Annotated in this window: 13 protein-coding genes; 9 read left to right on the top strand and 4 right to left on the bottom strand. The window is 55.5% G+C overall.

Translation table 11 applies throughout. The features are described 5' to 3' along the window. Window positions 1–47: 47 nt before the first annotated feature. Genes NQ842_RS22775 through NQ842_RS22765 form a run of 3 tightly spaced genes read left to right on the top strand, consistent with a single transcriptional unit; the run spans window position 48 to window position 3,516 of the window. Window positions 48–686, top strand: coding sequence for a YjbF family lipoprotein (locus NQ842_RS22775; protein WP_014830268.1), 639 nt, complete (start codon window positions 48–50; stop codon window positions 684–686). Continuing rightward, window positions 683–1,420 (top strand): capsule biosynthesis GfcC D2 domain-containing protein, encoded by a 738-nt coding sequence (locus NQ842_RS22770; RefSeq protein ID WP_072094899.1) that lies wholly within the window; start codon window positions 683–685, stop codon window positions 1,418–1,420. The genes NQ842_RS22775 and NQ842_RS22770 overlap by 4 nt, the downstream gene beginning before the upstream one ends. Further along, window positions 1,420–3,516, top strand: coding sequence for a YjbH domain-containing protein (locus NQ842_RS22765; RefSeq protein ID WP_257256364.1), 2,097 nt, complete (start codon window positions 1,420–1,422; stop codon window positions 3,514–3,516). The genes NQ842_RS22770 and NQ842_RS22765 overlap by 1 nt, the downstream gene beginning before the upstream one ends. Window positions 3,517–3,571: 55 nt before the next feature. Here NQ842_RS22765 and NQ842_RS22760 read toward each other — a convergent pair whose 3' ends face one another. Further along, the gene (locus tag NQ842_RS22760) at window positions 3,572–4,024 is read right to left on the bottom strand and encodes an acyltransferase (protein ID WP_257256363.1); all 453 of its coding nucleotides are present in this window, start codon (window positions 4,022–4,024) and stop codon (window positions 3,572–3,574) included. 96 nt (window positions 4,025–4,120) lie between these two features. Here NQ842_RS22760 and psiE point away from each other — a divergent pair, with 96 nt between their 5' ends. Next, entirely contained in the window at window positions 4,121–4,531 is a 411-nt protein-coding gene (gene psiE, locus NQ842_RS22755) for a phosphate-starvation-inducible protein PsiE (RefSeq protein WP_000202963.1), read from the top strand. 97 nt (window positions 4,532–4,628) lie between these two features. Here the strand turns inward: psiE and malG are convergent, their stop codons facing one another. From malG to malE, 3 genes are all read right to left on the bottom strand, one after another. Then, the gene (gene malG, locus NQ842_RS22750; RefSeq protein ID WP_014830272.1) at window positions 4,629–5,519 is read right to left on the bottom strand and encodes a maltose ABC transporter permease MalG; all 891 of its coding nucleotides are present in this window, start codon (window positions 5,517–5,519) and stop codon (window positions 4,629–4,631) included. 14 nt (window positions 5,520–5,533) lie between these two features. Then, on the bottom strand, window positions 5,534–7,078 hold the full coding sequence (malF, locus tag NQ842_RS22745) for a maltose ABC transporter permease MalF (RefSeq protein ID WP_047360205.1): 1,545 nt from the start codon (window positions 7,076–7,078) through the stop codon (window positions 5,534–5,536). 125 nt (window positions 7,079–7,203) lie between these two features. Further along, the gene (gene malE, locus NQ842_RS22740) at window positions 7,204–8,394 is read right to left on the bottom strand and encodes a maltose/maltodextrin ABC transporter substrate-binding protein MalE (protein ID WP_257256362.1); all 1,191 of its coding nucleotides are present in this window, start codon (window positions 8,392–8,394) and stop codon (window positions 7,204–7,206) included. Between the two features lie 372 nt (window positions 8,395–8,766). Between malE and malK the strand changes: the two genes are divergently transcribed. The 5 genes from malK (at window position 8,767) to ubiA (ending at window position 13,874) form a co-directional block, all read left to right on the top strand. Beyond that, window positions 8,767–9,876, top strand: coding sequence for a maltose/maltodextrin ABC transporter ATP-binding protein MalK (gene malK, locus NQ842_RS22735; protein WP_008500080.1), 1,110 nt, complete (start codon window positions 8,767–8,769; stop codon window positions 9,874–9,876). A gap of 71 nt (window positions 9,877–9,947) precedes the next feature. Continuing rightward, on the top strand, window positions 9,948–11,255 hold the full coding sequence (locus NQ842_RS22730; protein ID WP_014830276.1) for a maltoporin: 1,308 nt from the start codon (window positions 9,948–9,950) through the stop codon (window positions 11,253–11,255). A gap of 114 nt (window positions 11,256–11,369) precedes the next feature. Next, window positions 11,370–12,314, top strand: a complete 945-nt coding sequence (gene malM / locus NQ842_RS22725; protein ID WP_014830277.1) for a maltose operon protein MalM — start codon at window positions 11,370–11,372, stop codon at window positions 12,312–12,314. A gap of 180 nt (window positions 12,315–12,494) precedes the next feature. After that, window positions 12,495–12,992 (top strand): chorismate lyase, encoded by a 498-nt coding sequence (gene ubiC, locus NQ842_RS22720; RefSeq protein WP_014830278.1) that lies wholly within the window; start codon window positions 12,495–12,497, stop codon window positions 12,990–12,992. A 12-nt stretch (window positions 12,993–13,004) separates the two neighbouring features. Next, window positions 13,005–13,874 (top strand): 4-hydroxybenzoate octaprenyltransferase, encoded by an 870-nt coding sequence (gene ubiA, locus NQ842_RS22715; protein WP_014830279.1) that lies wholly within the window; start codon window positions 13,005–13,007, stop codon window positions 13,872–13,874. Window positions 13,875–13,933 lie beyond the last annotated feature (59 nt).

Genomic DNA, 13,933 nt, shown 5'->3' with positions numbered 1-13,933 from the left:
CATAACCACACTTCGGTGTGGTTATTTCGCCCCTTCGGAGAAGAGTCGTGAAGCGACCTGCAATCATCCTGATTTGCCTGCTGTTGCAGGCGTGCTCGGCCACCACCAAAGGGCTGGGTAATTCACTGTGGGAAAGCATGTTCGGTACACCGGGCGTGCATTTGACCGATGATGAACTTCAGAACATGCCGTATGCCAGTCAGTACATGCAGCTCAACGATGGGCCGCAACTGTTTGTGGTGCTCGCTTTCGATGAAAACGGGCAGCAGAAATGGGTGACGCAGGATCAGGCCACCATCGTGACGCAACATAGCCGTATTGTGAAAACCCTGCTCGGTGGCGACAACCTCCTCGAGGTCAACAACCTCGCGGCCGATCCGCTCATCAAACCGAACCAGATCACCGACGGTGCAAGCTGGACGCGGACAATGGGGTGGACGGAACACAAGCAGGTTCGTTACGCCACCGCCCGCTCTACCTTCCGCTGGGACGGTATGGACAGCGTCAGGGTAGGCAGCGACGAAACTCAGGTTCGCGTACTGGATGAAGAGGTCACGACCGATCGGGCGACCTGGCATAACCGTTTCTGGGTGGATGAGGACGGGCAGATCCGCCAGTCATTGCAGTATCTGGGTGCCGGATTCTTCCCGGTCAAAACCACGCTGATCAAGGCCGCGAAATCATGAAAACACTTATTCGCGTTGCGCTGATCGCAAGCTTTGCCACACCGCTCGCCTGGTCTGCCGGGACGGTGAAGGTCTACACACCGGACAACGCGCAGCCCAAAACGTTGACGAACGCCGGGCATCTGATTGATCTCGTCGGCCAGCCAAGACTGGCAAACAGCTGGTGGCCAGGGGCGGTGATCGGTGAGCGGCAGGCAACGGTTGAGGCGGAACAAAAACACAAGGCGCTGCTCGCCAGGTTAACCGGGTTAGCAGAGCAGGAAGACGGTGACGATGCGGCAGCCATTAACAGCCTTCGCCAGCAGCTTCTGGCGCTGAAGGTCACCGGAAGACAAAAGGTCAATCTCGATCCGGATGAAGTCCGCGTGACGGAAAAAGGCAATCCGGCACTCGAGGGCGACTACACGCTCTGGCTCCCCGCGCAGCCTACCACCATCACCGTGATGGGGCTTATCAGCAGTCCGGGGAAAAAGCCTTTTACCCCCGGCCGCGACGTGGCGAGCTATCTCGACGAGCAGAGCCTGTTGAGTGGTGCGGATAACAGCTACGCCTGGGTGATTTACCCTGACGGGAACACGCAAAAAGCACCGGTCGCCTACTGGAACAAGCGGCATATCGAACCTATGCCAGGCAGCATAATTTTTGTCGGTTTTGCCGACCACTTCTGGACGAAGGCGTATGACGGGCTGAATGCCGATATCCTTCATTCCCTGATACAGCGGATACCGGAATAATGAAAAAAACCTATCTCTATAGCATGCTGGCACTGTGTGTGAGTGCCGCCTGTCATGCAGAAACGTATCCGGCACCCATTGGCCCGTCTCAGTCAGACTTCGGTGGCGTCGGTTTACTGCAAACCCCTACCGCGCGTATGGCGCGAGAAGGGGAAATTAGCCTTAACTATCGTGATAACGACCAGTACCGCTACTATTCTGCATCCGTACAGCTGTTCCCATGGCTCGAAACCACGCTGCGTTACACCGACGTACGGACGAAACAGTACAGCAGCGTGGACGCGTTCTCCGGCGATCAAACCTACAAAGATAAAGCCTTCGACGTAAAACTGCGTCTGTGGGAAGAGAGCTACTGGATGCCGCAGGTTTCCGTGGGGGCGAAAGATATCGGCGGTACCGGCCTGTTCGACGCGGAGTACATTGTCGCCAGTAAGGCCTGGGGGCCGTTTGACTTCTCACTGGGGCTTGGCTGGGGCTATCTCGGTACCAGCGGCAACGTGAAAAACCCGTTCTGCACTTACAGCGACAAATTCTGCTATCGCGATAACAGCTATCAGAAAGCGGGTTCCATTAACGGTGACCAGATGTTCCATGGCCCGGCGTCCCTGTTTGGCGGCGTGGAGTATCAGACGCCGTGGCAGCCGCTGCGCCTGAAGCTGGAGTACGAAGGAAACGACTACTCACAGGACTTCGCCGGGAAAATTGAGCAGAAGAGCAAGTTTAACGTCGGCGCCATTTACCGCGTCACCGATTGGGCCGACGTTAACCTCAGCTACGAGCGCGGCAATACCGTCATGTTCGGCTTTACGCTGCGCACGAACTTTAACGATATGCGACCGCACTATAACGACAACGCGCGGCCTGCATATCAGCCAGAGCCTCAGGATGCCATTCTGCAGCACTCCGTGGTGGCCAATCAGCTGACACTGCTGAAATATAACGCTGGTCTGGCCGATCCGAAGATTCAGGTGAAAGGCGATACGCTGTATGTGACCGGCGAGCAGGTGAAATATCGCGACTCGCGGGAAGGGATCGAACGTGCCAACCGGATCATCATGAACGATCTGCCGGAGGGGATCCGCACGATCCGCGTAACGGAGAACCGCCTGAACCTGCCGCAGGTGACGACGGAAACGGACGTGGCCAGCCTTAAGCGCCATCTGGAGGGCGAGCCGCTGGGGCATGAAACCGAGCTGGTACAAAAACGCGTTGAGCCGATCGTGCCGGAGACGACCGAGCAGGGCTGGTATATCGATAAATCGCGCTTCGATTTCCACATCGACCCGGTGCTAAACCAGTCTGTCGGTGGGCCGGAAAACTTCTACATGTACCAGTTGGGCGTGATGGCGTCGGCGGATCTGTGGGTGACCGACCACCTGCTGACCACCGGCAGCCTGTTTGGCAACCTTGCCAACAACTACGACAAGTTCAACTACACCAATCCGCCGAACGACTCGAAGCTGCCGCGCGTGCGTACCCGCGTCCGTGAGTACGTGCAGAACGATGCCTACGTAAACAACCTGCAGGCCAACTACTTCCAGTACTTCGGTAATGGCTTCTACGGTCAGGTCTACGGCGGTTATCTGGAAACCATGTACGGCGGCGCGGGGGCGGAAGTGCTTTATCGTCCGGTGGACAGCAACTGGGCGTTTGGTATTGATGCCAACTACGTTAAACAGCGTGACTGGCGCAGCGCGCAGGACATGATGAAGTTCACCGACTATAGCGTGAAAACCGGTCACCTGACGGCCTACTGGACGCCGTCGTTCGCCCAGGACGTGCTGGTGAAAGCCAGCGTGGGTCAGTACCTGGCGGGCGATAAGGGCGGCACGCTGGATATCTCCAAACACTTCGACAGCGGAGTGGTGGTAGGCGGTTACGCCACCATCACCAACGTTTCGCCGGACGAATACGGGGAAGGGGACTTCACCAAAGGGGTGTATGTGTCGATTCCACTGGATCTGTTCTCATCCGGCCCAACCCGCAGCCGTGCGGCCATTGGCTGGACGCCGCTGACGCGCGACGGGGGCCAGCAGTTGGGCCGTAAGTTCCAGCTGTATGACATGACCAGCGATAAGAACATTAACTTCCGCTGATAGCTCTCATCCTTTTCTGTTGTAGGCCCGGTAAGCGCCAGCGCCACCGGGCAACTCACAAGCGGCGCAACAGCCTCGCCGGGTTTCCCGCATAAATGCCTTTCTCGGTGATGGATTTGGTCACCACGCTCCCCGCACCAATCACCACCCCGTCGCAGATGGAGACCGCCAGAATGGTGGCGCCACTGCCAATCGACACATCATTTCCCACGGTAATGCGTCCCCAGCTGTTCCGGTCAGCATTGGGTTTGCCGTCGCGAAACAGATCGTTGGCAAACATCACCCCATGACCAATAAAACAGCGTTCGCCTATGCTGACGTACTCGCAAATGAAGGTGTGGGACTGAATTTTGCTCTCATCGCCAATGCGCGTATGGCCCTGGATTTCAACAAACGGGCCGACAAACACACCGTTGCCAAGCACGCAGTCATAAAGATTACAGGGCTCATAAAGAGTGACATTTTCGCCACAGGTTACGTTGCGAACCCCGGTAGGTCTGCGCTCCATCCGTTACCTCCGTACATAAAACATAATTAAAAAATATAGATCCACGTCACATTTTTGCGTTATACAGGAACCTCGCCCTGGAGAATGAGGTGCTGTATGACATCCCTGACTCGCCCGCGCGTTGAGTTCATCTCAACTATCCTCCAGACCGTGCTGAACCTCGGTCTGCTGAGCCTTGGCCTGATCCTGGTCGTCTTTTTGGGTAAAGAGACGGTGCATCTGGCAGATGTGTTGTTCGCCCCCGAGCAAACCAGCAAATATGCGCTGGTGGAAGGCCTGGTGGTCTACTTTCTCTACTTTGAATTTATCGCCCTGATTGTGAAGTATTTCCAGTCAGGCTTTCACTTCCCTCTGCGCTATTTTGTCTACATTGGGATCACCGCGATAGTGCGGCTGATCATCGTCGATCATAAATCTCCCCTTGATGTGCTGATCTACTCGGCGGCGATCCTGCTGCTGGTGATCACCCTCTGGCTGTGTAATTCGAAGCGGCTGAAGCGCGAATAAAAAAAATGGCGCTCCGAAGAGCGCCTAACAACAGTCACAAGTTGGGTTAATACAATACGTCTAAAGTTGAGGGTTGCAGTGGCATAACAGATGAAACTTAACCTTTCACACCGCCCGCCGTCAGGCCGTTGACCAGCCAGCGCTGGGCCAGCAGGAACACCACGGTAATCGGGATGGCAGAGAGTACGGCCGCCGCGGCAAAGTCGCCCCACAGGTAGTTTTGCGGGTTGAGGTATTGCTGCATACCCACGGCGAGGGTGTAACTATTCACATCACGCAGTAACAGAGACGCGACCGGCACTTCGGTGATGGCGGCGATAAACGACAGGATAAACACCACCGCCAGGATAGGCACCGACAGCGGCAGCAGAACCAGACGGAACGCCTGCCATGGCGTCGCGCCATCCAGCGCCGCTGCTTCTTCCAGCGAGCCGTCGATGGTTTCGAAATAGCCTTTGATGGTCCACACATGCAGGGCGATACCGCCAAGATAGGCGAAGATCACGCCGCCGTGGGTGTTCAGGCCGATAAACGGCACATACTGGCCCAGGCGGTCAAACAAGGCATACAACGCGACCAGAGACAGTACCGCCGGGAACATCTGGAAAATCAGCATCCCTTTCAGCAGTGAGGCCTTGCCCGGGAACTTCATACGGGCGAAAGCGTATGCACAGGTCGTTGAGAGCGTCACAATACCTATCGCAGTGATCCCGGCGATTTTCACCGAGTTCCACAGCCATAACAGCACCGGGAACGGCGGCGGGGTGACGCGGCCATCGGCATGCTCCACGCTGAAGCCCAGCGCGAGCTTCCAGTGCTCCCAGGAGATTTCGTCCGGGATCAGGCTGCCGGTAGCGAAGTTACCCGAACGCAGGGAGATGGCGATGACCATCAGCAGCGGGAACATGATTGCCGCAATAAAAATCAGCAGCCCTAAGTGCGTCGCCAGGAGGCGCAGTTTCTGAGATTTGGGTTGTACCATAGCCATGATCGATGCCCTCCTTAGTCAAATTTCATACGTGTGGCTTTCAGGTTCACTATCGCCAGTGCGCCCACCAGCAGGAAGATCAGGGTGGCAATCGCTGCCGCCAGACCAAAGTCCTGACCGCCGCCGCCTTCAAAGGCGATGCGATAGGTGTAGCTCACGAGCAGGTCGGTATAGCCGGCCGGCGTGGTGGTACCGAGACGATCCGGGCCACCGTTGGTCAACAGCTGAATCAGCACGAAGTTGTTAAAGTTGAAGGCAAAGCTGGCAATCATCAGCGGGGTCAGCGGCTTGATGAGCAGCGGCAGCGTAATCTTAAAGAAGTTCTGGAACGGACCCGCGCCATCCATTGCCGAGGCTTCGTACAGGTCGTCCGGGATGGCCTTCAGCAGGCCCATGCACAGGATCATCATGTACGGATAACCCAGCCAGGTGTTGACGATGATAATCATCGAACGGGCGGTAGTCGGGTCGCTGAACCAGGCCGGTTTGATGCCGAACAGCGCGCTCAGCATCATGTTGATTTCACCGAAGCTCTGGTTAAACAGCCCTTTGAAAATCAGAATTGAGATAAACGACGGAACGGCATACGGCAGGATCAGCAGCACGCGGTAGATCGCTTTGCCTTTCAGGGCTTCCCACTGCACGAGGCAGGCCAGCACCATGCCCACAGCAACGGTCAGGAGTACCGTCAGTACGGAGAAGACCACCGTCCAGACGAAGATAGCAAAGAACGGCTTCTGGATCCCTTCGTCGGTAAACACGCGGGTAAAGTTGTCCCAGCCGATGGTCACGGTATAACCCGGGCTGAGTTTGTCATCGCCCCAGCTGCCGTCGGCGTTTACAGACTGATAGAAACCAATATCGTTGTTCGGACGGTACTTCACGCCGCTCTGGTTATTCGTCAGCGTGCCGTCATCTGCCAGGGTGTAGAGTGGCTGCGTGCCGGAGAACTGGCGCAGCGAGCTCATGGTCACTTTGCTTTCGTCCGGCAGCACGGCGGTGAGCTGAGTCAGCGCCTGACGGTTCTGGGTAATGATACGCAGGTTAGCGCGTTCGCCTTCCGGCAGGGCAGGAGCCTCTTTTAAGGCCAGCTTCTGCTCGCCGCCAAATTTGAAAGCGTCGGAAATAAAGGTTTTGCCGCTCTCGCCGTCAGTCAGTGCTAATTTCCATTCGTCACCCGCAGGATACAAACCAAAGTTGAAGGTCTTGCCTGCCTGATAAGAACGGTCCAGAAGCACCTGAGTGGCGCGCTCTTGCGCGAGCTGGTTGGTGCTGCTGTAGTTAGTGAATGCGATAGCGATAGTACAGATCAGCGGGAACAGGACAAACAGCCCCATCCCGGCCACGCCCGGATAGACATAACGCCAGGCATACGCCTTACGGTTGGCGAAAATATACAGGCCAGCAGAGCTTAAAATCAGCGTCATGATGGCAAACAGATATTCCCCTTGTACGTACATTAAAACAACAAGGTAACCCACCAGCAGACAGAGCAGACCGATCGCTGACCACTTCAGCACGTCGCTTTGCCACCAATGTTTCTTTTTAATGACATCCATGGGGTTCTTCCTCTACAACGTTTGATCTTTTCTCCCTCTCCTGGGGGAGAGGGCCGGGGTGTGGGCGTGCAGATAGCGACAACCCTCACCCTAACCCTCTCCCTTTGGGAGAGGGGACTACGGCATTACTTAGTAATACGACCCTGTGCATCTTTCAGCGCGGCATCGACAGTCTGACGACCGCCTGCGGCGTTAATCACCGCAGTACGGGTGGCATACCAGAACGCGGCCATCTGTGGGATGTTCGGCATGATTTCGCCTTTCTGGGCGTTATCCATGGTTGCCGCGATACGTGGGTCTTTCGCCAGCTGATCCTGGAAGGATTTCAGCGCGACGGCACCCAGCGGTTTGTCTTTGTTCACTTCATCCAGACCCTGATCGGTCAGCAGGTAGTTTTCGAGGAACTCTTTCGCCAGCTCTTTATTCGGGCTGGCGGCGTTGATACCTGCGCTCAGCACGCCAACGAACGGTTTAGACGGTTTGCCGTTGAAGGTTGGCAGCAGCGTCACGCCGTAGTTGATTTTGCTCTTGTCGATGTTGGTCCAGGCCCACGGACCGTTGATGGTCATCGCGGTTTCGCCTTTGTTGAACGCTGCTTCCGCGATGGAGTAATCGGTATCCGCGTTCATGTGTTTGTTCTTGATCAGATCGACCAGGAAGGTCAGACCCGCTTTCGCACCCGCATTGTCCACGCCCACGTCTTTCACATCATATTTGCCGTTTTCAAACTTGAACGCGTAACCGCCATCGGCAGCAATCAGCGGCCAGGTGAAGTACGGCTCCTGCAGGTTGAACATCAGCGCGCTCTTACCTTTCGCTTTCAGCTCTTTATCCAGTTTCGGGATCTCTTCCCAGGTTTTCGGCGGGTTAGGCACCAGGTCTTTGTTATAAATCAGAGACAGGGCTTCCACCGCGATTGGGTAAGCGATCAGCTTGCCGTTATAGCGAACGGCGTCCCAGGTGAACGGGAACAGTTTGTCCTGGAAGGCTTTATCAGGCGTGACTTCCGCCAGCAGGCCGGATTGTGCATAACCTCCGAAACGGTCATGCGCCCAGAAGATGATGTCCGGGCCGTCACCGGTTGCCGCAACCTGCGGGAATTTCTCTTCCAGCTTGTCCGGGTGTTCTACGGTGACTTTGATACCGGTGTCTTTCTCGAATTTTTTACCCACTTCGGCCAGGCCGTTATAGCCTTTGTCGCCGTTAATCCAGATAACCAGCTTACCTTCTTCAATTTTGGCGAGAGCCGGTGCGGAAATCATCATTGCTGCCAGGGCGGACAATGCGAAAACGCGTGCGCCAGTCTTGATCTTCATATCTGCCATCCTTTTTTGGTGATGTGCTCGTGGATACACTGAGGTGGTTCAACGTGTCTCAGTCTCCTTATTTGACATCCTCTTTCCATCCTCCCAACCCCTACGCCCCACCCCCGGTTTGTGTGATCTGTGTTGCATAAATTTAAGTTATGAGTGCTGGCGCACATAAAAACACGCTGAATTTTGCAGGTGGCTTCACGAATTTTGCCTCAGCCCGCCAGCTGCGGTCGCAGAGCCTGCTCTCTCATCCTCCCGCCTCCTCCCCCATAAAAAAGCCGGGGGGTGGAGGATTCGCGAAAGTAATGGATACCCCATAGTGAACTTATCTTGAATGTTTCTGTCGGTGACAGGTTGTAACGAAGGGAGAAGGGCATGGCGAGCGTACAGCTGCGTAATGTAACGAAAGCCTGGGGCGATGTGGTGGTGTCAAAAGACATCAATCTCGACATCCACGAAGGTGAATTCGTGGTGTTTGTTGGCCCATCTGGCTGCGGTAAATCAACTCTGCTGCGTATGATTGCCGGTCTTGAAACCATCACCAGCGGTGATTTGCTGATTGGTGATACCCGAATGAACGACATCCCGCCTGCCGAACGAGGCGTCGGCATGGTGTTCCAGTCTTATGCACTCTATCCCCATCTCTCCGTCGCCGAGAACATGTCTTTTGGCCTGAAGCTGGCGGGGGCAAAAAAAGAGGTGATTAACCAGCGCGTCACGCAGGTGGCGGAAGTGTTACAGCTGGCACACCTGCTGGAGCGTAAACCGAAGGCGCTTTCTGGTGGACAGCGTCAGCGCGTCGCGATTGGCCGTACGCTGGTTGCCGAACCGCGCGTCTTCCTGCTGGATGAACCGCTTTCTAACCTGGATGCCGCGCTGCGCGTCCAGATGCGTATCGAAATCTCCCGTCTGCATAAACGTCTTGGCCGCACGATGATTTACGTCACCCACGATCAGGTCGAAGCGATGACGCTGGCCGACAAAATTGTGGTGCTGGACGCCGGCCGCGTGGCACAGGTGGGTAAACCGCTGGAGCTGTATCACTATCCGGCAGACCGCTTTGTTGCGGGCTTTATTGGCTCGCCAAAGATGAACTTCCTGCCCGTCAAGGTCACGGCGACAGCCATTGAACAGGTACAGGTGGAGTTGCCAAACCGTCAGCAAGTCTGGCTGCCGGTCGACAGCGCCAACGTACAGGTGGGGGCCAACATGTCCCTCGGTATTCGTCCTGAGCATTTACTCCCGAGCCACATCGCCGATGTGACGCTGGAAGGTGAAGTTCAGGTCGTCGAACAACTTGGTCACGAAACACAGATTCATATCCAGATCCCCGCCATCCGTCAGAACCTGGTCTACCGCCAGAATGACGTGGTGTTGGTAGAAGAGGGTGCCACATTCGCTATCGGTTTGCCGCCAGAGCGTTGCCATCTGTTCCGTGAAGATGGCACTGCATGTCGTCGGCTGCACAAAGAGCCAGGCGTTTAAGCAATCCCAAAAGAAGACACGAAACCGACAGGTCAAGTGTTCAAAGAAAAGCAATGATCTCAGGAGATAGAATGATGATTACTCTGCGCAAAGTCCCTCTGGCACTCGCCATTGCGGCAGGCATTATGTCTGCCCAGGCAGGCGCTGTAGACTTTAAAGGTTATGCTCGTTCCGGCATTGGCTGGACCGGGAGTGGCGGTGAACAACAATGTTTCCAGGCAACCGGTGCTCAAAGTAAATACCGTCTCGGTAACGAATGTGAGACGTACGCTGAGCTGAAACTGGGCCAGGAAGTGTGGAAAGAGGGCGACAAGAGCTTCTATTTCGACACTAACGTAGCGTATTCCGTTTCTCAGCAGAACGACTGGGAATCCACCAGCCCGGCCTTCCGTGAAGCTAACGTGCAGGGTAAAAACCTGATTGAATGGCTGCCAGGCTCCACCATCTGGGCCGGTAAGCGCTTCTATCAGCGTCATGACGTCCATATGATCGACTTCTACTACTGGGACATCTCAGGTCCTGGTGCCGGTATTGAAAACATCGATCTGGGCTTTGGTAAACTCTCTCTGGCAGCCACCCGCTCTTCTGAATCAGGCGGTTCTGCAACCTTCGCCGATCGTGATGCCAACGGCGACCGTATTTATGACAATGTTGTACCAAATGACGTCTTCGACGTGCGTTTAGCCGGTCTGGAAACCAACCCGGGCGGTACGCTGGAACTGGGCGTTGACTATGGTCACACCAACATTCCTGACGACTACTACCTGCAGCCTGGCGCTTCTAAAGATGGCTGGTTGTTCACTGCTGAACACACCCAGAGCATGATGAAGGGCTTCAACAAATTCGTACTGCAGTACGGTACGGACTCCATGACCTCTAACGGTAAGGGTATTCCACAGGGTGGCAGCGTTGATAACGACGGCTCCATGTGGCGTGTGCTGGACCACGGTGCAATCACCCTGGCAGACCGTTGGGACCTGATGTACGTCGGTATGTACCAGAACATCGATCGTGACAATAACAACGGTACCGAGTGGTGGACTGTGGGTGTTCGTCCGATGTTCAAATGGACGCCAATCATGAGCACCCTGCTGGAAGTGGGCTACGACAACGTCAAATCTCAGAGAACTGACGAGAAAAACAGCCAGTACAAAATCACCCTGGCACAGCAATGGCAGGCTGGCGACAGCATCTGGTCCCGTCCGGCTATCCGTGTCTTCGCAACCTACGCGAAGTGGGATGAGAAATGGGGTTACGCAAACAACAGCGACACTGGTTACACCTCTGGTGTGGCTTACAGTGACACCTCTGCGAAAACCTTCAGCCGTGGCGACAACGATGAGTGGACCTTCGGCGCCCAGATGGAAATCTGGTGGTAATTCGTTAGACCTGACGTAATGACCTGAAAAGAGGGGCGTAAGCCCCTCTCTCCTTAGGGTGCTGCGCGCTATTGCCTGGCCACCGCAGTGCTCACGCTATCAGAGGTAATAACAATGAAAATGAAGAAAAGTCTCGTCGCGCTGTGCCTCTCTGCGGGGCTGTTAGCCTGTGTTCCGGCCGTCTCCTTGGCAGACGTGAATTTCGTGCCACAAAATACCAGTGCTGCGCCGGCTATCCCGGCAGCGGCACTCCAGCAACTGACATGGACGCCGGTTGATCAATCCAAAACGCAGTCAACCCAGCTCTCTATGGGTGGCCAACAGCTGAATGTGCCGGGGATTTCTGGCCCCGTTGCGGCTTATAGCGTACCGGCGAACATTGGTGAATTGACCCTGACGCTGACCAGCGAAGTGAACAAACAGACCAGCGTGTTTGCGCCAAACGTCCTGATCCTCGATCAAAACATGACGCCATCGGCGTTCTTCCCGAGCGACTATTTTAGCTATCAGGAACCGGGCGTGATGAGTGCAGATCGGCTGGAAGGTGTTATGCGCCTGACGCCTGCCCTGGGTCAGCAAAAAATTTATGTTCTGGTATTCACGACCGAGAAAGATCTGCAGCAGACAACAAAGCTGGTTGACCCGGCGAAAGCTTATGCCAAAGGCACCGGTAACTCTGTCCCGGATATTCCGGATCCGCTTGCCCGTCATACCACTGATGGTCTGGTCAAACTGAAAGTTTCCACCAACAGCGCTTCCAGCGTACTCGTTGGCCCACTGTTTGGCTCGTCTGGTCCAGGTCCGGTGACCGTGGGGAATACCGCTGCACCTGTTTATACCGCGCCAGCGGCTACGGCAGCCGCGACCGCAGCCCCTGCTCCGGCGAAAAAAGCTGAGCCGGTACTGAACGACACCGAAGAATACTTCAACAACGCCATTAAGCAGGCGGTGAAGCGCGGTGATGTCGATAAGGCGCTGAAACTGCTTGATGAAGCCGAACGTTTAGGTTCAACCACTGCCCGTTCCACCTTTATCAGCAGTGTAAAAGGCAAGGGGTAACCGTTTCCCCACAGTGCTGATTTGTTAGTAGTTTAGTGCGCCTGAGTGGGCGCACTTTTTTTCGTGCCGCTCGCGCTGTTGCGCCCTTGTTGCAATCGTGATCGTTAAATAACGTTTGGCCCCCCTCAATCCGCGTTTCTGCGATACAATGCCAGTACGTTATGTATCGGAGAGTCCGGCATGTCACACCCCGCGCTAACGCAACTGCGTGCGCTGCGCTATTTTGACCAAATACCTGCGCTTGACCCGCAGCAGCTTGACTGGTTGCTGCTGGAAGATTCCATGACTAAACGTTTTGAGCAACAGGGCAAGACGGTTACGGTGACGATGATTCAGGAAGGGTTTGTCACTTCCGCTGACATTGCCAGTGAACTGCCGCTGTTGCCAAAAGAAGCACGCTACTGGTTGCGTGAAATTTTGCTCTGCGCGGATGGTGAGCCGTGGCTCGCCGGGCGAACGGTGGTGCCTGAATCCACCCTTTCCGGGCCAGAGCTGGCACTGCAACGGCTGGGAAATACCCCGCTCGGGCGGTACCTTTTCACTTCGTCTGAACTTACCCGGGATTTTATCGAGATTGGTCGCGATGCCGAACTGTTGGGACGTCGTTCCCGTCTTCGCCTGAGCGGTAAACCGTTAATACTGACGGAGCTTTTTTTACCGGCATCGCCGTTGTACTGAGAGGAAGAAAAAATGGAGTGGAGCCTGACGCAGAACAAGCTGCTGGCCTATCACCGCTTAATGCGTACCGATAAACCCATCGGCGCGCTACTGCTGTTGTGGCCGACATTATGGGCGCTATGGGTGGCGACGCCGGGCGTTCCACCGCTGTGGATCCTGGGCGTGTTTGTGGCCGGTGTCTGGCTGATGCGTGCGGCGGGCTGTGTGGTCAATGACTACGCCGATCGTAAATTCGACGGACATGTGAAACGGACAGCCAATCGTCCGTTACCCAGTGGGCAGGTCACAGAGAAAGAGGCCCGCGTGCTGTTCATCGTGCTGGTGCTGCTCTCCTTCCTGCTGGTGTTAACCCTCAACACCATGACCATCCTGCTTTCCGTTGCGGCTCTCGCGCTGGCCTGGGTCTATCCGTTTATGAAACGCTATACTCATCTGCCGCAGGTGGTGCTGGGCGCGGCGTTTGGCTGGTCGATCCCGATGGCGTTTGCGGCGGTCAGTGAGTCGGTACCGCTGAGCTGCTGGCTGATGTTCCTGGCGAACATTCTCTGGGCTGTGGCTTACGACACGCAATATGCGATGGTCGACCGCGATGACGATCTGAAAATTGGTATTAAATCGACCGCCATTCTGTTTGGTCGTCACGATAAGCTGATTATCGGTATCCTGCAGATTGCCGTGCTGGCACTGATGGTGGCGATTGGCCGCCTGAACGGGCTGAACTGGGAGTTTTACTGGTCAGTGCTGGTGGCGGGACTGCTGTTTGCTTACCAGCAGAAGCTGATCGCAAAGCGTGAGCGTGATGCCTGTTTTAAAGCGTTTATGAATAATAACTACGTGGGCCTGGTGCTGTTTCTGGGGCTGGCGATGAGCTATTTTGGCTAAAATAAAGCCCGGTGACGCTGAAGCTTACCGGGCCTGCATGATATGAAGCGTCAGATTGT

The organism is Enterobacter cloacae complex sp. R_G8, from assembly GCF_024599795.1.
GTDB lineage: Bacteria > Pseudomonadota > Gammaproteobacteria > Enterobacterales > Enterobacteriaceae > Enterobacter > Enterobacter dissolvens.
The sequence above is the reverse complement of the archived record's forward strand: the minus strand, read 5'-3'. Positions and strand labels throughout refer to the sequence as shown.

Coding starts and splice junctions, on each gene's coding strand:
- NQ842_RS22760 (WP_257256363.1), bottom strand. CDS start 4,024: ATGGAGCGCAGACCTACCGGGGTTCGCAACGTAACCTGTGGCGAAAAT.
- malM (WP_014830277.1), top strand. CDS start 11,370: ATGAAAATGAAGAAAAGTCTCGTCGCGCTGTGCCTCTCTGCGGGGCTG.
- NQ842_RS22770 (WP_072094899.1), top strand. CDS start 683: ATGAAAACACTTATTCGCGTTGCGCTGATCGCAAGCTTTGCCACACCG.
- ubiA (WP_014830279.1), top strand. CDS start 13,005: ATGGAGTGGAGCCTGACGCAGAACAAGCTGCTGGCCTATCACCGCTTA.
- psiE (WP_000202963.1), top strand. CDS start 4,121: ATGACATCCCTGACTCGCCCGCGCGTTGAGTTCATCTCAACTATCCTC.
- NQ842_RS22730 (WP_014830276.1), top strand. CDS start 9,948: ATGATGATTACTCTGCGCAAAGTCCCTCTGGCACTCGCCATTGCGGCA.
- malK (WP_008500080.1), top strand. CDS start 8,767: ATGGCGAGCGTACAGCTGCGTAATGTAACGAAAGCCTGGGGCGATGTG.
- malG (WP_014830272.1), bottom strand. CDS start 5,519: ATGGCTATGGTACAACCCAAATCTCAGAAACTGCGCCTCCTGGCGACG.
- malE (WP_257256362.1), bottom strand. CDS start 8,394: ATGAAGATCAAGACTGGCGCACGCGTTTTCGCATTGTCCGCCCTGGCA.
- ubiC (WP_014830278.1), top strand. CDS start 12,495: ATGTCACACCCCGCGCTAACGCAACTGCGTGCGCTGCGCTATTTTGAC.
- malF (WP_047360205.1), bottom strand. CDS start 7,078: ATGGATGTCATTAAAAAGAAACATTGGTGGCAAAGCGACGTGCTGAAG.
- NQ842_RS22765 (WP_257256364.1), top strand. CDS start 1,420: ATGAAAAAAACCTATCTCTATAGCATGCTGGCACTGTGTGTGAGTGCC.